20 protein-coding genes are annotated in these 19854 nt (G+C 66.3%); 5 read left to right on the top strand and 15 right to left on the bottom strand.

The genetic code is table 11. The annotated features are described in order from the left end of the window. Window positions 1-9 precede the first annotated feature (9 nt). Window positions 10-1245 (bottom strand): ferredoxin:protochlorophyllide reductase (ATP-dependent) subunit N, encoded by a 1236-nt coding sequence (locus tag F2Q65_RS17180; RefSeq protein ID WP_150094650.1) that lies wholly within the window; start codon window positions 1243-1245, stop codon window positions 10-12. A gap of 67 nt (window positions 1246-1312) precedes the next feature. Further along, window positions 1313-1846, bottom strand: a complete 534-nt coding sequence (bchF, locus tag F2Q65_RS17175) for a 2-vinyl bacteriochlorophyllide hydratase (protein ID WP_150094636.1) — start codon at window positions 1844-1846, stop codon at window positions 1313-1315. Window positions 1847-2149: 303 nt separating this feature from the next. Here bchF and ppsR point away from each other — a divergent pair, with 303 nt between their 5' ends. The 4 genes from ppsR (at window position 2150) to F2Q65_RS17155 (ending at window position 7593) form a co-directional block, all read left to right on the top strand. Next, on the top strand, window positions 2150-3571 hold the full coding sequence (gene ppsR / locus F2Q65_RS17170; RefSeq protein WP_150094635.1) for a transcriptional regulator PpsR: 1422 nt from the start codon (window positions 2150-2152) through the stop codon (window positions 3569-3571). 174 nt (window positions 3572-3745) lie between these two features. After that, entirely contained in the window at window positions 3746-4669 is a 924-nt protein-coding gene (gene chlG, locus F2Q65_RS17165; protein ID WP_150094634.1) for a chlorophyll synthase ChlG, read from the top strand. 174 nt (window positions 4670-4843) lie between these two features. Further along, complete coding sequence (locus tag F2Q65_RS17160) at window positions 4844-6136, top strand: FAD-dependent monooxygenase (RefSeq protein WP_150094633.1); 1293 nt, start codon at window positions 4844-4846, stop codon at window positions 6134-6136. Between the two features lie 50 nt (window positions 6137-6186). Continuing rightward, window positions 6187-7593, top strand: a complete 1407-nt coding sequence (locus tag F2Q65_RS17155; protein WP_150094632.1) for a BCD family MFS transporter — start codon at window positions 6187-6189, stop codon at window positions 7591-7593. 755 nt (window positions 7594-8348) lie between these two features. Here F2Q65_RS17155 and pufA read toward each other — a convergent pair. The 11 genes from pufA to F2Q65_RS17095 all read right to left on the bottom strand — a co-directional run bounded on the left by pufA (window position 8349) and on the right by F2Q65_RS17095 (window position 16992). Next, entirely contained in the window at window positions 8349-8609 is a 261-nt protein-coding gene (gene pufA, locus F2Q65_RS17150) for a light-harvesting antenna LH1, alpha subunit (RefSeq protein ID WP_150094631.1), read from the bottom strand. A 24-nt stretch (window positions 8610-8633) separates the two neighbouring features. Further along, on the bottom strand, window positions 8634-8777 hold the full coding sequence (gene pufB, locus F2Q65_RS17145) for a light-harvesting antenna LH1, beta subunit (RefSeq protein WP_150094649.1): 144 nt from the start codon (window positions 8775-8777) through the stop codon (window positions 8634-8636). A gap of 620 nt (window positions 8778-9397) precedes the next feature. Further along, the gene (radA, locus tag F2Q65_RS17140) at window positions 9398-10795 is read right to left on the bottom strand and encodes a DNA repair protein RadA (protein WP_150094630.1); all 1398 of its coding nucleotides are present in this window, start codon (window positions 10793-10795) and stop codon (window positions 9398-9400) included. Then, window positions 10776-12173: a replicative DNA helicase gene (dnaB, locus tag F2Q65_RS17135; protein WP_150094629.1), complete on the bottom strand. Its 1398-nt coding sequence runs from the start codon at window positions 12171-12173 to the stop codon at window positions 10776-10778. The genes radA and dnaB overlap by 20 nt, the downstream gene beginning before the upstream one ends. 334 nt (window positions 12174-12507) lie before the next feature. Next, window positions 12508-12957 carry a 50S ribosomal protein L9 gene (gene rplI / locus F2Q65_RS17130; RefSeq protein ID WP_150094628.1) on the bottom strand — a complete coding sequence of 150 codons (450 nt, stop codon included), beginning with the start codon at window positions 12955-12957 and terminating at the stop codon, window positions 12508-12510. Between the two features lie 75 nt (window positions 12958-13032). After that, a complete protein-coding gene (gene rpsR, locus F2Q65_RS17125) occupies window positions 13033-13257 on the bottom strand; it encodes a 30S ribosomal protein S18 (protein ID WP_150094627.1) in 225 nt (74 codons plus the stop codon). 86 nt (window positions 13258-13343) lie between these two features. Then, the gene (gene rpsF, locus F2Q65_RS17120; RefSeq protein WP_150094626.1) at window positions 13344-13724 is read right to left on the bottom strand and encodes a 30S ribosomal protein S6; all 381 of its coding nucleotides are present in this window, start codon (window positions 13722-13724) and stop codon (window positions 13344-13346) included. A gap of 116 nt (window positions 13725-13840) precedes the next feature. Beyond that, the gene (locus F2Q65_RS17115; protein ID WP_150094625.1) at window positions 13841-14497 is read right to left on the bottom strand and encodes a flippase-like domain-containing protein; all 657 of its coding nucleotides are present in this window, start codon (window positions 14495-14497) and stop codon (window positions 13841-13843) included. Window positions 14498-15104: 607 nt separating this feature from the next. After that, window positions 15105-15515 (bottom strand): type II toxin-antitoxin system VapC family toxin, encoded by a 411-nt coding sequence (locus F2Q65_RS17105; RefSeq protein ID WP_150094624.1) that lies wholly within the window; start codon window positions 15513-15515, stop codon window positions 15105-15107. Further along, entirely contained in the window at window positions 15512-15760 is a 249-nt protein-coding gene (locus F2Q65_RS17100; RefSeq protein WP_150094623.1) for an AbrB/MazE/SpoVT family DNA-binding domain-containing protein, read from the bottom strand. The genes F2Q65_RS17105 and F2Q65_RS17100 overlap by 4 nt, the downstream gene beginning before the upstream one ends. 254 nt (window positions 15761-16014) lie before the next feature. Then, on the bottom strand, window positions 16015-16992 hold the full coding sequence (locus F2Q65_RS17095) for a Fic family protein (protein ID WP_281291059.1): 978 nt from the start codon (window positions 16990-16992) through the stop codon (window positions 16015-16017). Between the two features lie 213 nt (window positions 16993-17205). On the opposite strand from F2Q65_RS17095, the gene F2Q65_RS17085 reads away from it, so the two are divergent. Continuing rightward, window positions 17206-18327, top strand: coding sequence for a Fic family protein (locus F2Q65_RS17085; protein ID WP_150094622.1), 1122 nt, complete (start codon window positions 17206-17208; stop codon window positions 18325-18327). 113 nt (window positions 18328-18440) lie between these two features. Here the strand turns inward: F2Q65_RS17085 and F2Q65_RS17080 are convergent, their stop codons facing one another. Both F2Q65_RS17080 and F2Q65_RS17075 read right to left on the bottom strand, forming a co-directional pair. Next, window positions 18441-18695, bottom strand: coding sequence for a lysylphosphatidylglycerol synthase domain-containing protein (locus F2Q65_RS17080; protein WP_342782259.1), 255 nt, complete (start codon window positions 18693-18695; stop codon window positions 18441-18443). Continuing rightward, window positions 18692-19795 (bottom strand): UbiA family prenyltransferase, encoded by a 1104-nt coding sequence (locus F2Q65_RS17075; protein WP_150094620.1) that lies wholly within the window; start codon window positions 19793-19795, stop codon window positions 18692-18694. The genes F2Q65_RS17080 and F2Q65_RS17075 overlap by 4 nt, the downstream gene beginning before the upstream one ends. Window positions 19796-19854 lie beyond the last annotated feature (59 nt).

Here is a 19854-nt window from a genome sequence, read left to right as displayed (position 1 = left end):
AGAGGGTCTTCAGAAGGCTAGGCGTTGGCGGCGATTGAGCGGGCGCGCGAAGAGTTCCGCCAGATCCGCCGCCTGATCGAAACCGTGCACGGGCGAAAACACCAGCTCGATGGACCATTTGGTGGTCAGCCCCTCCGCCTCGAGCGGATTGGCCAGACCCAGGCCGCACACAGTGAGATCCGGCCGGTCCTGACGCAGGCGGTCGAGCTGACGCTCCAGGTCCTGTCCCTCGGTCAAGCGCAGCCCGGCCGGCAGCAGTTCCAGTTCAGCGGCCATCATACGCCGATCGAGGTATGGCACACCGACCTCGGTCAATTGCATGCCACATTCCCGACTCAGGAAACGACCAAGCGGGATCTCCAGTTGCGAGTCCGGCAGGAAACTGATGCGCTTACCGGCGAGCTGCTCGCGGTAGTTTGCAAGACCACGCTCCGCCCGCGCCACCGGCGCCGCAATCGCCGCCTCTACGCGCTCGGCGGGGAGACCCCAGGCGGCAGCCGCCGCGGCGAACCAGGCGCGACTGCCCTCGATGCCGAACGGATAAGGCGCCTCGATCAGGGTCGCACCGCGCTTGGCCAGCGCTGCCGCCGTCTCGCCGACAAAGGGCTGCGCCGCCAGCAACAGGGTTCCGGGACCCACCGGCGGCAGCTCCGCCGCCTTGCGCGGTGGCAGGAAATGCACCGGCGCGATGCCGATCTCGGCAAACAGCCTGGCGAACTGGTCCTCGACGATATCCGGCAGGGTGCCCAGCACCAGCAGCGAGCGCTCCGCCGCGGGCAGCTCCGGCATTCGCGGCACCAGCGCCGTCAGACAGGTGTCCTCGCCCTGGGTGAAGGTCGTGTCCAGACCGCTGCCACTGTAGGCCAGGATCTGCACCCGACCCTGCTGGGAGGCTGCCAGCCGCTCCGCCGCCGTGTCCAGGTCCAGCTTGATGACCTCGGACGGACAGGACGCCACCAGGAACAGGGTGCCGATGTCCGGCCGCCGCGCCAGCAGCTCGGTGACCACGCGGTCGAGTTCCTCGTTGCAGTCTGCCAGCCCGGCGAGATCCCGATCCTGCAGGATGGCCGTGGCGAAGCGCGGTTCGGCGAACACCATGACGCCGGCCGCCGATTGCAGCAGGTGGGCGCAAGTGCGCGAACCGACCACGAGGAAGAAGGCGTCCTGCATCTTGCGATGCAGCCAGACGATGCCGGCGAGACCGCAGAAGACCTGACGCTGGCCACGCTCGCGGGTGACCGGCAGGTCGACGTTGCAGGCCGACGCCGCGGCCGCAGGGTGACCGGCCTGCGCGGCGCCTTGGAGAGAGACGTCAGTCACTTGCAGCCCCCAGCGGGTTGTCCGCCAGGCCGCCGGCCTTGTTCTCGGCCTCGGCGCCCAGTCGCGCAGCGCGCAGCTTGAGCAGGAACTGCCCGGCGTTGATCACGTAGGCGGCATAGGCCGCCAGCGCCAGCAGCATCTGGCCGCGCACATCCAGAAAGCCGGTGAAGAGTGCGGCCAGATAGGCCGTGTGCAGCGCAAGCACCAGCATGCTGAACACGTCTTCCCAGAAGAAAGCGCGGGCAAACAGGTACTTGCCGAAGACCACCTTCTCCCAGATGGCGCCGGTGATCATGATGGCGTAGAGCACCAGCGTCTTGATGACGATGGAGATCGTGGCCGCCGTCTCGCCCAGACCGGTGTTCAGGTAGCGGATCACCAGCACCAGGCTGATCAGAAAGATCAGGAACTGCAGCGGTGCCAACACCCCCTGCACAGTGGTCCAGGCGGTGCTGTCCCGCCTTTGCCGCTCTTCCGGCGTATACAATGGTTGACGCTGGTCATGCCGCTCCGGGCGCTGACGCATTACTTTCTCCCCTCTCGCTGATCGGGCGCTCCGCATAATCCAGAATCTAGACCGCTTTACGACCTCTGTCAACTCTACTTAACGTAAAGTAAACTTGACATTCCCCGCCAGCACGCCAAACTAGTGGGGAGAACAAAAGGTCATTCGGGAGGCGCGGACCGTCCGCCGCCGACGCGTTATCGCGAAGCGGATCGGGATCAGACCGCCAGCGCGGTGCTCACGCCATCCCGCATCCCCCCGGGCCAGTCTCGGCACCACAGATCCCGGGTCTACGATGTGTTGGTTGGATCAGTTGGCAGCTTCGTGAAACCCTTCGACGCACCTCAGGCGGCCCTCGGCGACGTCAACCACGAGACGCTTGCGTATCTAATCGCATCCGCGTCCGACATCGCGCTGGTGCTGGACACGGAAGGCACCATCCTGGACCTCGCCTTCGGCAGCGACGAGCTGTCCGCGGACATCGCCGACGACTGGATCGGGCGCCGCTGGGGCGACACCGTCACGCCGGAGAGCCGGCCCCGGATCGAGGCCCTGATCGCCGACGCCCTGTCCGACGCCGCCGCCAACAACTGGCGGCAGGTCGACCATCCGTCGGTCAACGGCGCCGATCTGCCGGTGCGCTATCTGGCCACCCGACTCGGCGACCGGCCGCAACTGATCGCCGTCGGGCGCAGCCTGCAAGGCATCGCGGCACTGCAGCAGCGCCTGGTGGATGCGCAGCAGTCGCTGGAGCGGGACTACTGGCGACTGCGCCAGCTCGAGACCCGCTACCGGCTGCTGTTCCGCTCCGCCTCCGACGCCATCGTCATCGTCGACCCGGACACCGGCAAGGTGGTCGAGGCCAATCCCGCCGCCGCGGTGCTGCTGGCGGCAGACGCCCGGCGCCTGGTGGGACGCGGGTTCACCGAGGGCTTCGACGAGCCGGGCGCCCGCGCCATCCAGTCGCTGGTCGCCGGCGTTCGCGCCGCCGGACGCGCCAACGACATCCGCGCGCGCCTGCGCAGTGGCGCGGAGTTCCAGGTCTCCGCGGCACCGGTGCGCCAAGAAAACGCCTCGCTGATCCTGCTGCGCCTGTCGCCGATCTCGAGCCGCGGCGACAACGAGGGGCCCACGAAGCCACACTCGCGGCTGGCCAGGATCGTCGACCGGGCGCCGGACGGCATCGTGCTGACATCCCAGGACGGCCGCATCCTCAGTGCCAACGCCGCCTTCCTCGAACTCGCCCAGGCCACCAGCGAGGACCAGATCCGCGGCGAATCACTGGATCGCTGGCTCGGACGACCCGGCGTCGATCTCAATGTGCTCATTGCCAACCTGCGGCAACATGAGGCCGTGCGGCTGTTCGCAACCACCATCCGCTCGGAGTTCGGCTCCAGCAGCGAGGTCGAGATCTCCGCGGTGTCAGTGCCCAACGGCGACCAGCCCAGCCTGGGCTTCATCATTCGCAACGTCGATCGGCGCGTGTCGCCGGATACCCGCAGCGAGGGCGCCCTGCCCCGCTCCATCGAGCATCTGTCGGAACTGGTCGGCCGTGTGCCGCTGAAGGAGGTGGTGCGGGAGTCCACCGACATGATCGAGCGGCTGTGCATCGAGGCGGCGCTGGAACTCACTGGCGACAATCGCGCCTCCGCGGCGGAACTGCTCGGGCTGAGCCGGCAGAGCCTGTATGTGAAGTTGCGCCGCTATGGCCTCACCGAGCCGGGCGCCGAGGCCGAGGCCGAATGACGGACCTGCACCTTTACCATTCGTCTACCATTCACCCTCGCGTTCGCCTTACCATTAGCCGCCACCATCACCCGGGCGACGCTGCTTGTGTCAGCGCCGCCAGCCGATGCATGTGACACAGGCCTGACCCCGAGACCTGATTCCGAGAGCGCTTTTCGAGACTTGGCACCGCATATGACAGAAACGGCTTCGATCACCCCGGCAGCGACACGGCCCCAGCCCGCGGCGATGCTGGAGGTCCTGCATCCGATTACCTGGTTCCCGCCCATGTGGGCCTTCACCTGCGGCGTCGTCTCCTCCGGTGCCGCGGTGCTGGAGAACTGGCTGTTCCTGCTCGCCGGCGTGGTGCTGACCGGTCCACTGGTCTGCGCCACCAGCCAGGCCGTCAACGACTGGTATGACCGCCATGTGGACGCCATCAACGAGCCCGACCGCCCGATCCCGTCGGGCCGGCTGCCGGGTCGCTGGGGCTTCTACATCGCCGTCACCGGCACGCTGCTGTCACTGGCCCTGGGTGCGGTCCTTGGCCCCTGGGTGCTGGGCGCGACCGTAATCGGCCTGATCTTCGCCTGGATCTACAGCGCGCCACCCCTGCGACTGAAACAGAACGGCTGGCTGGGCAACGCCGCGGTGGGCTTCTCCTACGAGAGCCTGGCCTGGATCACCGGCGCCGCCGTGATGATCGGCGGACAGATGCCGGCCTGGGAGATCCTGGCGCTGGCGCTGTTGTATGGTCTGGGTGCCCACGGCATCATGACCCTGAACGACTTCAAGGCCATCGAGGGCGACAAGCAGATGGGCGTGCGCACGCTGCCGGTGCAGCTCGGGGTGCAGGGCGCCGCCTGGACCGCCTGCGTGGTCATGATCGTGCCGCAGCTTGTGGTGGTAGGGCTCCTGTTCGCCTGGGTCCAGCCCGTGCACGCCGCGGCCGTTGCCGCACTGGTCATGGTGCAGGCCACGCTGATGGTCCGGTTCCTGCAGAACCCCATCGAACGGGCCACCTGGCTCAGCGCCCTGGGCGTCTCGGTCTATGTCAGTGGCATGATGATCAGCGCCTTTGCCGTGCGTGCGGCACTGGCCGGATCGGCGCCCCTGTAACAGTCCCCAAACCGCCAGCGTCCAGCCACTGACCAAGACCATCAACGGCCGTCAGTGTTCGAGCATACCCCGGGAACGACGAGACAGTCCGCACGCCAGGGGCAGCCCGCGGGGTGCCGCCCCGTGAACCATGGAATTCCCATGCACCGGCCGAAGAGGCCGCCGGAGGAGAGCATGACCAACCAAGCAGACTACGATGTGGTGATCATCGGCGGCGGTCCCGCCGGCGCGACCGCCGCCACCGACCTGGCCGGACTGGGCCGCCGCGTGCTGCTTCTCGACCGGCCCGGCCGCATCAAGCCCTGCGGCGGCGCCATCCCCCCCAGGGCCATGGAGGAATTCGACATCCCCGAGTCGCAACTGGCGGCCCGGGTCCATTCCGCGCGCATGGTCGCCCCCAGCAACCGGTATGTGGACATGCCGATCAACGGCGGCTATGTCGGCATGGTCGATCGCGGCCCGTTCGACGAATGGCTTCGACAGCGAGCGGCAAAGGCTGGTGCCGACCGCCGCGATGGCACCTTCACGCGTCTGTCGCGGGATGCGGACGACATGGCGGTGGTGCATTTCCGACCGGCGGAGGCGACGGACCGCAATACCGAGGAATGCGTGCGCACCCGTGCGGTGATCGGTGCCGACGGCGCCATGTCCTCCGTCGCCAAGCAGTGCATACCCGGCGCCAAGGAATTGCCCCATGTCGCCGCTTACCACGAGATCGTGCGCGCGCCGACGGCCCGCGCTGAAGCCGGGGCCGAGGCCAGCACCAGCACCAGCACCAGCACCAGCACCAGCACCAGCACCAGCACGTCGGACTATGACCCCACCCGCTGCGACGTCTACTATCAGGGGCGCCTGTCACCCGACTTCTACGCCTGGATCTTCCCCCACGGCGATACCGTCAGCATCGGCGTTGGCACCGAGCTCAAGGGCTTCTCGCTGCATGATGCCGTCGACCGGTTGCGACGCGAGACCGGCCTGGATCAGTGCGAGACCCTGCGCAAGGAAGGCGCGCCCATTCCGCTGCACCCGCTGCCGAAATGGGACAACGGGCGCGATGTGGTGCTGGCCGGCGATGCCGCCGGCGTGGTCGCCCCCGCTTCCGGCGAGGGCATCTACTACGCCCTGCTCGGCGGTCGGCTGGCCGGCGAGGCGGTGGAGGCCTTTCTCGCGACCGGAAACCCAAAGGCCCTGGCCTTGGCGCGCAAACGCTTCATGAAGGATCACGGCCGGATCTTCTGGATCCTGGGCATCATGCAGCGCTTCTGGTACCGCAACGACAAGCGCCGCGAACGCTTCGTCAGCATCTGCGACGACCCGGACGTGCAGCATCTCACCTGGCAGGCCTACATGCACAAGCGCCTGGTACGGGCCAGACCCGCGGCACACCTGCGCATCTTCTTCAAGGACATGGCCCACCTGCTCGGCATCGTCTCGCCCTGGCAGAAGGCGAGCCGCGGCGCGAAGTAGACAGCCGGCCCTGATCACAACACACCCGAGAGCTCCGGAGCCCTGATTCGATGAAGAGAGTGATGAACTACATCGTCAGCCTGCCCTTTGCCGATGCCGGCACCGAGCAGCTGCCGTTGCTGCGCCTGATGCGCCTGTCCCTGTTCCAGGTCTCGGTCGGCATGGCCATGGTACTGCTGTACGGCACGTTGAACCGGGTCATGGTGGTCGAGCTCGGCGTGTCCGCCTGGCTGGTTTCGCTGATGGTGGCCCTACCCCTGGTGTTCGCCCCGCTGCGGGCGCTGATCGGCCATCGGTCCGACTACCATCACTCCGCCTTCGGCTGGCGACGGGTACCCTACATCGCCCTCGGCAGCATGTTGCAGTACGGCGGCTTCGCCATCATGCCGTACTCCATCCTGATCCTGTCGGATCCCACCAACAACCTGGCCTTCATCGGCCAGTTCTTCGCCGCCGTGTCGTTCCTGCTCGTGGGCGCCGGCATGCATACGGTGCAGACCGCCGGCCTGGCCCTTGCAACAGACCTGGCGCCCCAGGACAAGCGCCCGCGCGTGGTGGCACTGCTGTACGCAATGCTGCTGCTGGGCATGGTCGGCAGCGCACTGCTGTTCGGTCACCTGCTGGAAGACTTCTCCCACGAGCGCCTGGTGCGGGTGGTGCATGCCGTCGCACTGGCCACCATCATCATGAACGTGGTCGCCCTGTGGAAGCAGGAAGCCATCGACATGAAACGCGCGGTGGCGCAGATCCCGCGGCCGCCCTTCCGCGAGACCTGGCAGGAGTTCATCCGCGGCGGGCGCGCCAGCCGCCTGCTCATTGCCGTCGGTCTCGGCACCGCCGGCTTCAGCATGCAGGAGATCCTGCTCGAGCCCTACGGCGCACAGGTGCTCGGGCTCACCGTTGCCCAGACCACCTCGCTCACCGCCATCCTCGCCGGCGGCACCTTCACCGCCTTCGCCCTGTCCGGCTATGTATTGAGCCGTGGCGGTGACTCCTACCGCCTGGCCGCCTATGGCGCGCTCATCGGCATCGTCGGCTTCGCGCTGATCATCTTCGCCGCCACGGTCACATCGCCGCTGGTGTTCCGCCTCGGCACCGGCCTCATCGGCTTCGGTACCGGATTGCTCGGCGTCGGCACCCTCACCGCCGCCATGGCGCTGGCCGAACGCGGCCATGCTGGCCTCGCCCTCGGCGCCTGGGGCGCCGTGCAGGCCACCACCCAGGGTATCGCCATCGCCCTCGGCGGCGCGTTGCGCGACGTCACCACCGGCCTGGCCGTCAGCGGCGCGCTGGGACCCAACCTGACCGATATCTCCGTCGGCTACCGCATCGTCTACAGCCTTGAGGTGCTGCTGCTGATCGGCGCGCTGATCGTACTCGTCCCGCTGGCCCTGCACGCCCGCAAGGACGCGGAGCAACGGGAGCCGTCCCGATTCGGACTGGACCAGATGCCCTGATGCCGCATAGGCGGGGCGGATCGCCCCGGCTCGGCCCGAAGCAGGATAGAAGGATAGGCTATAGCCGCCAGCCTCCGCGACCATCTCACGCCACCAACTGAAGGTTGCGCAGGGCTGGTGGGTTGGGTACTGGCGGCGGGGGGTCTCGATCGCATGGATGCGATCGTGAAGCCTCCAGGGACGGATTCACGGCGCCCCCCGATCGCCGGTACCCAACCCGCCAGCCCGTCTCCAAAATAGAGCCAGCCTCCAGCCTCCAGCCTCCAGCCTCCAGCCGCCGCGACCATCTCACGCCACCAACCGATGCTTGCGCAGGGCTGGTGGGTTGGGTACTGGCGGCAGGGGGTCTCGATCGCATGGATGCGATCGCGAAGCCTCCAGGGACGGATTCACGGCGTCCCCCGATCGCCGGTACCCAACCCGCCAGCCCGTCTCCAAAATAGAGCCAGCCTCCAGCTTCCAGCCAGCCTCCAACATAGCCCAAGCCACGAGCTATCAGCCTCAAGGCTCCAACCGGCGGTCTGTAGCTGCCCGCGATCGCCCCCGAAACGCAATCATTTTTACACTGAAAGAAATAAAACGCGCACAAAAGCGCTGGCCCGATGCCACGACCACCGGCACAACGGATGACGTCATGACGGCAGCCCGGCATCGGGCCAGTTGATGGCGTATGTTCTGAACTACGCCGACCCCGACAGCGGACTGCCGGGGTCAATAACAGGCTGGTGCAGTCGCGATGCGACCGCGGCAGCGTGTTACTGGATCACGGAAGCGGTCTTGGCAGCCGGAGCAGGCGCGGTGACGGCGACCGGCTCGGCGACGCGGACGGAATCCTTCCAGCCGTAGCCCGGCAGATCCAGAGCATACCAGTGGATCATCCACATCTGGACCATCAGAACGATGAACCAGGGCATCATCCAGGTAGCAGGATTGATAACGGTCCAGATTTTCCAGTCTTCTTCCGGGTGCTCAGGCTCGGCAACTTTGGGGTCAGCCATCAGATACGGGACTTTCATGGGGGATCTCCTCGTTGCGGAACCTTAGAACCAGGGCTGGTAAACCCAAGTGACGACATGGACCGCGGAAGCGATCATGACCCAGCTCCAAACACCGTGCTTCCAGTGCTCGTGGAATTCTTTTGCTTGCTCGTCGGTCAAGCCCGACAGATTCTTCGATTCAGCCATCGAAATAACCTCCGGTGAGGGATTGGTTGAAGTGCCGCCCGGCTCATCCGTACGGCTGACTCCGATTCGCGAATCGCGTGCTTTGGCGATGCCGGCCGCTTCGGCCCGGGTCACTCTGCGATCCACGAGTGTTAGTTTAACGTGACAGCTGTAGGTGTCAAGGGTGATTTACATATTTTTTACGCAGTTTCGCCAGCCGCCGGTTTCAGGCATCGACGAGGCCGAAAGGAGAGCCTGGCGGCACGTGCCTTGATGGTGACGGGCAAGTGGCGGCTAGCGGCTAGCGGCTGGGGCTAGGGGCTAGGGGCTGGCGGCTGGCGGCTTAAGCTTTGCTGGAGACGGGCTGGCGGCTTAAGCTTTGCTGGAGACGGGCTGGCGGGCTGGGTACCGGCGGTCGGGGGACGCCGTGAATCCATCCTTGGAGGCTTCGCGATCGCATCCATGCGATCGAGACCCCCTACCGCCGGCACCCAACCCACCAGCCCTGCGCAGCCTTTGGTTGGTGGTGTGAGATGGTCGCGGCGGCTTGAGGCTTGAGGCTTGAGGCTTGAGGCTTGAGGCTTGAGGCTGGCAGCTGGGGGCTGGGGCTGGGGCTGGGGGCTGGGGGCTATATAGCTACCTCACAACGCCTCCATGGCCTCGGCGAGGGAGAGCACAGGCCGGATCGTCAGGCCTTCGACGCCGCCCTTGGGCACGTTGGCCTTGGGAACGATGGCCTGTTTCAGGCCGTGCTTAGCGGCCTCGCGCAGTCGGTCCGGGCCGTTCGGCACCGGGCGGATCTCGCCGGACAGGCCTACCTCGCCGAATACGGCGAGTTCCAGCGGCAGCGGTCGATCGCGATGGCTGGACAGCACCGCGAGCAGCAACGCCAGGTCCGCGGCGGTCTCGCTGACACGCACGCCGCCGACCACATTGACGAACACGTCCTGGTCGAACATGGCCACGCCGCCATGGCGATGCAGCACCGCCAGCAACATGGCCAGCCGGTTCTGCTCCAGCCCGACGGCGACGCGTCTGGGGTTGGCCAGCGGGCTCTGATCCACCAGCGCCTGCACCTCCACCAGCATCGGCCGCGTCCCCTCGCGGGTCACCAGCACCACCGAGCCCGGCACCGCCTGGTCGTGCCGCGACAAGAAGATGGCCGACGGGTTGCGCACCTCGCGCAGGCCCTTGTCGGTCATGGCAAAGACGCCGAGCTCGTTGACGGCGCCGAAGCGGTTCTTCACCGAGCGCACCAGCCGGTGCGGGCTGCAGGACTCGCCCTCGAAGTAGAGCACGGTGTCGACCATGTGCTCGAGCACCCGCGGCCCGGCCAGCGCCCCCTCCTTGGTCACATGCCCCACCAAAAACACCGTGGTGTCGGTGAGCTTGGCGTAACGCACCAGTTGGGCCGCTGTCTCGCGCACCTGCGACACCGAGCCCGGCGCCGAGGTCAGGCTGTCGGTGAACAGGGTCTGGATCGAGTCGATGACCAGCACCCGCGGTCGCTCGGCGCCCGCCGCCGCGAGGATGTGCTCGATGCAGGTCTCGGCCAGCAGCCGGATGCGCTCCGCCGCCAGGCTAAGGCGATGCGCCCGCAGGCTGACCTGCTGCGGCGACTCCTCGCCGGTGACATAGAGCACCGAGCGCTGTTCGCCCAGGGCGGCACAGGCCTGCAATAGCAGCGTGGACTTGCCGATGCCCGGATCGCCGCCGATCAGCACCACCGAGCCCTGCACCAGGCCGCCGCCAAGCACGCGGTCGAGCTCGTCGATGCCTGAGGGATAACGCAGCTGCTGCTCTGGCGCGACGCCGGTCAGGTCCTGCACCTGCGCGCCGCCCGCGCCGCCCGCGCCGCCGGCGTAGCCGCCGCGGCCCCTGGATGGCCCCGCCACAGGCACGGCCAGTTCCTCCACGGCATTCCAGGCGCCGCAGTCTGGGCACTGCCCGCTCCACTTGGGCAGTTGCGCGCCGCAGGCGTTGCAGACGAAGGCGGACTTGCCCCGCTTGGGCCGCTGATTAGTACTCCCCATCGCCATACAGGTCCCGCGCCAGGTTCTCGAACTTGGTGTACTGGCCCAGGAAGGCCAGCTTGACGGTGCCGATGGGACCGTTGCGCTGCTTGCCGATGATGATCTCGGCCACGCCCTTGTCCGGACTGTCCTCGTTGTAGACCTCGTCGCGATAGATGAACACGATCAGGTCCGCATCCTGCTCGATGGCACCCGATTCACGCAGATCCGACATCACCGGGCGCTTGTTCGGCCGCTGCTCCAGGCTGCGGTTGAGCTGCGACAGCGCGATCACGGGCACCGCAAGCTCCTTGGCCAGCGACTTCAGCGAGCGGGAGATGGCGGAGATCTCGGTGGCGCGGTTCTCGCCCTGGGTCGAGGCCTGCATCAGCTGCAGGTAGTCGATGACGATCAGCCCCAGTTCCTTTTCCTCGCGCTTGAGCTCGCGCTGCAGCCGGCGCACCCGGGCGCGCAGTTCCGTCGGCGACAGCGCGGGCGTATCGTCGATATAGATCGGCGCCTGGGACAGCATGGTCACCGCGGAGGTCAGCCGCGGCCAGTCCTCGTCGGTCAGCTTGCCGGTGCGCACCCGATGCTGGTCGATCTGCCCCAGCGACGACATCATGCGCATGGCCAGCGCGTCACCGGGCATCTCCATGCTGAACACGGCGACCCCCTTGCCGGTCTTGATGGCGACGTTCTCCGCCATGTTCATCGCATAGGTGGTCTTGCCCATGGACGGGCGACCGGCCACGATGATCAGGTCGGAGGCCTGCAGCCCCGAGGTCTTCATGTCGAAATCGGTAAAGCCGGTGGGCAGACCGGTGATGGGCTCGTCGCGGTGGAACAGCTCGTCGATCTTGTCCACCGCGATCTTCAGCAGACTTTCCAGCGACTTGAAGCCGCCACCGCGGTTCATCTGCTCGGCGATCTGGAACACCTTGGTCTCGGCCGCGTCCAGGATCTCAGCCTCGCTGCGGCCCTGGGTATCGAAGGCCAGGTCGGTGATCTCGACGCCGGCACTGACCAACTGACGCAGCACCGAGTTGAAGCGCACGATGCGCGCATAGTGCACGGCGTTGGCGGCCGAGGCGGTGTTGCGGTCGATCTCCGCCAGATAGTCGCGCCCGCCCACGTCGTCGAGCAGCTTGCGCTTCTCCAGCATCTCCGCCAGCATTACCACATCGAACGGCTGGTTGTCCTCCGCCAGCAGCGCGATACCGCGAAACACCAGGCGGTGCTCCTGGCGATAGAAATCCTCCTCGTGCACCTTGTCGGCGACCAGCTCCCAGGTGCTGTTCTCCAGCATCAGCGCCCCGAGCAGGGACTGCTCGGCCTGCAGGTTGTGCGGCGGAATGCGCACGCCTTCGTAGATGTCCGGACGTTGGGAGTCCAAGATCGGCACCTCATCATCGGTTGGCTGACGTCATTGCGGGAGCGGGAGCGGTATCCGCAGGGCGACCGGGGAACGCGGGAGACGCGAGAGCGCAGTATACCCGTTGCGGGATCGCCGGTTTTCGACCCAGGTTTTCGGCTAAGGTTTTTGACCAGGAGATACGGTCACGTGCCGGGTCGACGGCACACGCCGAACCCCAAGGCGAGGGATGGGCCGCGAGGGCGCCGCAGCCCGACATGCCGCCAGGCGATTGAAGGGAGATCCGCCCCCGGGGTGGCGGGCGCCGCGCAAGAACGGCTGAAGGCGGCGGCACCGGAGGACCCCGGTGCCGCGCGGGGCGGGGTCAGTCGGCCGGAACGACCTCGATCTGCACCGTGATATCCACGTCGGAATGCAGATGCAGTTCCACCGCATGCTCGCCGATGGCGCGGAACGGACCGGCCGGCAGCCGGACCTCGCTCTTCTCCACCGGCACGCCGGCCTCGGTGATGGCTTCGGCGATGTCGGCGGTGCCAACGGAGCCGAACAGGCGCCCTTCGTCGCCGGCCTTGCGGGCGATGGCAACGGTCAGCCCCTCGAGCCGGGCCTTGCGCTGCTCTGCCTCGGCCAGCGCCGCCAGGGCCTGGGCCTCCAGCTCGGCGCGCCGCTCCTCGAACGCCTTCAGGTTGTCGGCGGTGGCCGGCACGGCGGTGCCGGTGGGAATGAGATAGTTTCGGCCGTAGCCCGGACGCACGGTGACCTTGTCGCCGAGATTGCCCAGACCGCCGACCTTCTTCAACAGGATGATGTCCACGGATGGTCCCTTTTCAATGCTTGAAGTCGGTACGAAACCCACGCCATGACGCCGTCTCGGGCGCCGGCACGCGGATCAGTGCCCGTCGGTGTAGGGCAGCAGCGCCAGGAAGCGCGCGCGCTTGACAGCGGTCGCCAGCTGGCGCTGGTACTTGGCCGAGGTACCGGTGATGCGGCTGGGAACGATCTTGCCGGACTCGCTGACGAAGGCCTTCAGCAGATTGAGATCCTTGTAGTCGATCTCGGTGATGCCTTCGGCGGTGAAGCGGCAGTAGCGCCGGCGGCGAAAATAGCGTGACATGATGTGATTCTCCGAATTTGATCCGATGGATTCGACGAGCCGTCGTCGGGCCAGGGTGTCTGCGCCCGCCCGCAGCGTGGAAGCGCTTACTCTTCGTCTTCCTCGCGGCCGCCGTCATCTCGACGCGGGCGGCGTTCCTCGCCTTCGTCCTCGCCCTTCATCAGCGGAGATGGCTCGGTCACCGGCTGGTCGCGCTTGATGATCAGGTTGCGCAGCACCGCGTCGTTGAAACGGAAGGCGCTCTCGAGCTCATCCAGGGCCTCCTGGTCGCACTCGATGTTCATCAGCACGTAGTGTGCCTTGTGCACCTTGTTGATCGGATAGGCAAGCTGGCGACGGCCCCAGTCCTCCAGGCGATGGACCTTGCCGCCACGCCCTTCGAGGTTGCCGCGATAACGCTCGATCATCGCAGGCACCTGCTCGCTCTGGCTCGGATGAACCAGAAACACCACTTCATAATGTCGCATGGACACTCCTCACGGGTTGCAGCCTCCCGCCAGCCCGAATCGAGCCGCCGGTGAGGCAAGGAGAATGAGCCGAGGCTCGAAATAGCCGATCAGTATGCCGACCCGTCGCTACCAGGTCAAACCCTTTTCCCGACCATGCGCACCGGTGCCACCCGGGCGCCATACCGCCGCAGCACCAGCACCGCGCCAATCCCCAGGACCACCGCGAACCAGAGCGTCACCAGGCGACAGATCACGGTCGCCAGCACCGCCGTGCCCAAGGTCGCGCCGCCTGCCGCCAGCAGGGCCACCATCGCCGCCCCGGCGCCACCGAGCCCACCGGGCAGGAACGACAGGGCGCCCGCCAGCATGCTGACGGCGTAGATCCCCATCGCCTGCAGCACCCCGCTCTCGACGCCGAGCCAGGTCAGCAGCAGATACAGGCCCCAGGCCTCGGCCGCCCAGGCCAGCAGCCCCAGCCCCAGTCCGCCGAGCAGCCGCCCGGGGGCGAGAAGCTGTCGGGCATGATCCAGCACCGCCAGCAGGCCCGTCCTGATGCGCAGCCAGCGCCCGCGCTCGGGCAGCCAGGCCAGCATCCGCCGCGCAATCCACGGGCGGGTGACGGCAAACAGGGCGATCGCCACACCCGCCACCGGCAGCAGGGCCGGGAACCACTGATCCGCGAACAGTTGCAGCGCCAGGTAGGCGAGGACGGCCAGTGCCGCTGCCAGGGCGACCTGTCCGCAGCGCCGCTCCAGGCGCGGCGCGCCGGCGTCGGTCTGAGGTTGGCGCATGAAGGCGTGGTCCGGTTGTCAGAAGCGCAAGCGCACGAAGAGGGACTCGGGGATGAGGCGGATCAGCCGCATGATCCAGCGCCAGAACCAGGGCGTGTAGATCACCGATAGATCACCGATTTACCCTGTTGCATGGCCTGGACGATGTCCCCGGCGACCCGCTCGGGCGAGGCCCAGAGCGGGCCTTTCTTGAAGGCCGATGAGCACCTCGTACGCCTTCGCCGACACGCAGTAGAAGGCCGGCTCGTTATGATTGAGAACGGCGACGGGCAGGCCCTCACCTGCCGCTACGGTTTCCATCGGGTTGCGCTTCAGCTCCGAAATGCTCGCCGTGATCTCCGGCCAGGATGCGATGCGCCATCGGGTTGCCCTCGCTCTGCATGAAGCGCCAAATTTAGTGTCAAAAAACAGGTCTCTGCAAGGCCGCCCTTTCCCGACAGTATCCTCGCGATTACGCGTTTTCACGCGCCACGTGGGAGTGCAGGCGCACAGCACGTTCATGGACCTCGGGGAAACTTGTTCGACGTGTTCATGGATTCATTCTCTCAAGAGCCCCTCTGTCGGGTGGTCGGTAAGGTCAGCGGCGCAGTCCGTCAGACGCACAGCCTCAACCTGCCGTCATGGCCAACAATTCGAAGCCGTCGTTACGTGCTGCCTTTTTGTCGAAGGTCAAAACACTCTCACAGCCACCCTTGAGCGCGCTTTGGGCAATCAGCGCGTCCGGCAGGTCCATGTTGCCAGCCAATGCCGTTGCCAGCATCGCCTGGATCGCTTCGCGCTGTTCAAAATGAAGGATCGGCATCAACAGCAGATCACCCAGGGCCTCGATGAGGTCCGGGCGATGAATCTGGTAGGCGGATTCCAACACCCAGATGGTTTCCAGCAGTACCAGTATCGGCACAAAGAAGGCTTCGCGCTGTCGCTCGGCAGCCGCAAATAGCTGCCGCACCTGCTCGCCCTGCACGGGATCATCATTGACCAGGAAGCGAACCAGCACGTTGGTATCGATGGCTTTCATGCCCCAGTCTCAGCCATCCGCCGCTGGATCGCGGCGTCCATCTCCGCCGGTGTCAGTGGCGCTTGCCCTGACTTGCCGAGCCGCCCGAAGACCTCGTCCACATGACGCGTAACCGGCTTGAGCAGGACATCGCCGGATTCGGTGAGTGTGAAGTCGAGCTTGTCCCCCGTGTGCAGCATCAGCCGCTCCCGGATCTCCTTCGGGATCGTGATCTGGCCTTTGGTGGTGAGGGTGGCGGTGGTCATTTCCGGATTCCTTACAATCATATTTCGCCTTACTTGAAAGTAAGGAGGATGAGCCCTGGTGTCAAGCGCAGATCGCGCGGTCAGATTATCCCGCGACACAGACACCAGGCCGCCATCCGGTTCGCCGAGTCGCGCTGGAATCAGTGGCCGAATGGGCGTGGAATACGCAGTGCTGGGTTTGCAACGGGAGCGAATACCAAAAAAAAGCATCCCAACGAATCTGCTTCGACTCCAAAAACGGGAATCGAACCGGCCTACCTGCCCGGCAGTTCCGTGCCGCGACTCATGATCTCAATATAGCCCGCGTAGCTGAACAGGCGGTTGCGCTTCTGGGCGGTCAACTCATTGACGATGCCGAGCTGCTCCAGGTGGCCGAGCGCCTTGTTGACAGTGGCCGGGGTGATGCCGGTCTTTATTACCAGTGAGCCCGAGGTGGCGACGGGATGCTCCATGAGTGCCCGGTGGACCTTAAGAGTGGAGGTTGCCGCCCGTCCGAGGCCGCTGATCTTGTCGCGGTCCTGGTTCGACAGGTCCAGGAGCTGCTGCGTCGTTTCCACCGCCTGGGTGGCAGTGACAATGACCGCCTCGGCGAAGAAATCGAGCCAGGCCTCCCAATCGCCGGTCAGACGGACATTGTTGAGCAGCTCGTAGTAATACTGGCGGTGCGTCTTGAAATAGAGGCTCAGATAAAGCATCGGCTCCCGCAGCACCTTCTGCTCGCACAGGAGCAACGCGATCAGCAGACGTCCCAAACGGCCATTCCCGTCGAGGAACGGGTGGATCGTCTCGAACTGCACATGGGCCAACGCCGCCTTGAGCAGCACCGGAGTCGGTTCCGGCTGGTCATGGAGGAAGAACTCCAGCTTGCTCATGCACTCCAGCACCTCCTCGGCCGGAGGCGGAACGAAGGCTGCGTTGCCCGGCCGGGTGCCGCCAATCCAGTTCTGGCTGCGCCGAAAGTCTCCCGGGGTCTGATTGCTGCCACGCCTATTGGTCAGCAGCACGCCATGAATCTCTCGGAACAGCCGCAGCGACAGCGGCAGGCCTTTTTCCAGCAGGTGAAGGCCGTGGTCGAGAGCCGCGACAGAGTTGCTGACCTCCCGCACATCATCCAGCGGGACGCCCGGCTCCTGATCCAGCTCGAACAGCAGCAAGTCCGACAGGGAAGACTGGGTCCCCTCGATCATGGAGGACAGCACCGCCTCTTTTCGGACGTACATGTAGAGGAACAGCGAGGTGTTTGGCTCGGGGGCCGAACAGCGCCTTCATGGACTCCTGCCAACTCGTTCGGAAGGAGACCAAGATGGAAGTCGTGCACCTCAATCAAAAACAACTTGCCGCCCGCTAGACGGTACGGGACCCGCAGGGCAGTACCCACCCCGAGCAGTCTTGCCGATGAAGCGATTCACTTATATAATCGCTTCATAATATGGAGCGAATAAGGCATGCCAACGCCTCTCACCTGGATCTGGCAGCAACCCGACTGGCCCCGCTTCCGCTGGGACGAGGCCCGTCTGGCGCCGCTGCTTGCCCGTGCCCGACTGGCCCAGGGCAAGGTCCTCGGGGCGGGCCGGCTGCTCGATGCCAATCTCACGCTCGAGGCCGTGGCCGCCATCCTGGTGGAAGACGGTCTGACCACCAGCGCGATAGAGGGTGAGCGGCTAGAGCTGGAGGCGGTGCGCTCCTCGGTAGCCTGCCGTCTGGGGCTTCCGACGGCAGGACTGCCGGCGCCACTCCGCGCCGTGGACGGACTGATCGACGTGTTGCTGGATGCGACTCGGCGCCACGATGTTCCCTTGACCACAGAACGCCTGTTCGGCTGGCAGGCGGCCCTGTTCCCGACCGGCTACTCCGGCCTGCATGCCATCCAGGTGGGGGCGTTACGTGGCGATGAACCGATGCAGGTGGTCTCCGGCAGTATCGGCAGGGAGAAGGTGCACTTTATCGCGCCCCCCCGCGAAGGGCTGGAGGGAGAACTGGAGCGCCTCCTCGCCTGGTTCAACGACCCGCCGGCCGGTCTCGAAGGACTCGTCCGCGCCGGGCTGGCCCACCTCTGGTTCGTCACCCTGCACCCCTTCGAGGACGGCAACGGCCGGTTGGCCCGCGCTATCACCGACATGGCGCTCTCGCAGGACGAACACCAGCCGATGCGGCTGTTCAGCCTCTCGGCGCAGATCCTCCGCGAGCGGGAGAGCTACTACGACATGCTGGAACAGACGCAGCGCGGCGGAGCGGAAGTCACCGACTGGCTGGCCTGGTTCCTCGCACAGGTCGAGGCCGCGGCAACTGCCGCCGAGCAGACGGTGGCCAACACACTGGCCAAGGCCCGCTTCTGGCTCCGGCACCAGACGACCGCCCTTAACGAGCGTCAGCGCAAGGTGCTCAACCGCCTGCTGGACGCTGGCCCGGGCGGTTTCGAAGGCGGCATGAATACCCGCAAGTACATGGGGTTGACCAGGACCAGCCGCGCCACTGCTTACCGCGAGTTGGCGGACCTTGTCGAGAAAGGGTGCCTGCGGCCCACCGGCAAGGGTGGGCGCAGCAGTGGGTACGAGATCGTTTGGTGATCTGATCTTGCCCGGCAACAGTGGACATCGGATTGAGCCGCATTCCAAGCCTCGAAGACTTCAGGGCTGAGGTAGCCGATGGTGGAGTGCCGGCGGGTGTCTGCGAGTTGGACTCAGTCCCGGCGCCGCAGCACCAGCACCGCGCCAATCCCCAGCACCACCGCGAACCAGAGCGTCACCAGGCGACAGATCACCGTCGCGAGCACCGCCACCCCGAATGCCGCGCCGCCTGCCGCCAGCAAGGCCACCATCGCCGCCTCGGCGCCACCGAGCCCACCGGGCAGGAACGACAGGGCGCCCGCCAGCGTGCTGACAGCGTAGATCCCCATCGCCTGCAGGCTGCCGATCTCGACGCCGAGCCAGGTCAGCAGCAGATAAAGCCCCCAGGCCTCGGCCGCCCAGGCCAGCAGCCCCAGCCCGCCTGCGGGGTGGCGTAGAGCTGCCGCGCCGGCGCGCTGTCGATATAGAGCGCGAGCACCAGCACGCAGGCGAGCCCGGCGCCGGTACCCAGGGTCTGTACCAGCGGCAGATCATCCACGTGCCAGCCGCGACCGGCGGCGGTGAGATCGCCGCGCCGGCGCAGGCCCTCGAGCTCGGTGTAGCGTTTGGCCAGCGCCAGGCTCAGGAAGATGAACATGGAAAACGCCAGCAGCCAGAACGAGGGCACGATGGCCACGGCGGCGGCCCCGGCGATGACGCGCACGGTGTAGAGGGCGGCGAGCAGCAGTACGTCCACAACGGGCTTGCGCTTGAGGCCAAAGGAGTAGGTGGTGGTGAGCAGGTAGTAGCCGATGAGGACCAGGGTGAACAGGGTCGGCAGAAAGAGCAGGCTCAGGCCGAGGGCGGCGAGCAGCAACAGGGGGCTGAGCAGCACGCCCCAGGCCAGCGGCAACCTGCCCGCCGCGAAGGGCCGCTGGCACTTGCGCGGGTGAGCGCGATCCGCCGGCAGGTCAAGCAGGTCGTTGAGGAGGTAGACCGAGGAGGCGGTGAGGCCGAAGACCAGAAAGGCCAGGCTCGCGGCCAGCAACGCAGGGCCGTCGCCGAGATGATGGGCGGCTACCAGGGGCAGGAACAGGAGCAGGTTCTTGATCCATTGATGAGGTCGCAGGGCGCGCAGCAGGGCGGCCGGCCTCGGTGGTGGCGCGAATCGCTGTCGCACCGCTGTCACCGCCGCGGCGGCCTTGGCAAGACCGGCGCCGCCGACGACGATGGCCTGGCGAGCCACGGCCCAGACCGGCAGGTCGGCGCGGCTGTCGCCGACATAGTCGAAGCCGCCCTGGCCGAAGCGCGCCACCAGCGCGGCGGCCTTGGCCGGGCCCTTGAGATTGCGCTCACCGTCGCTGGCCAGGACGGCATCGAACAGGCCCACATGGTCGGCGACGGCCTGGGCCATCCGCTGATCACTGGCCGTGGCCAGCACCAAAGACCGGCCGCTGGCCTTTTCGTCCCTTAGGCACGATTCAGAAATAACCTACACGGATGCACGGTAGGGCGGATAAGCGAAGCGCATCCGCCACAGGCCACAAC

This window comes from Thiohalocapsa marina (assembly GCF_008632335.1).
GTDB classification, from domain to species: domain Bacteria; phylum Pseudomonadota; class Gammaproteobacteria; order Chromatiales; family Chromatiaceae; genus Thiohalocapsa; species Thiohalocapsa marina.
This window is presented reverse-complemented; position numbering and strand designations above follow the sequence as displayed.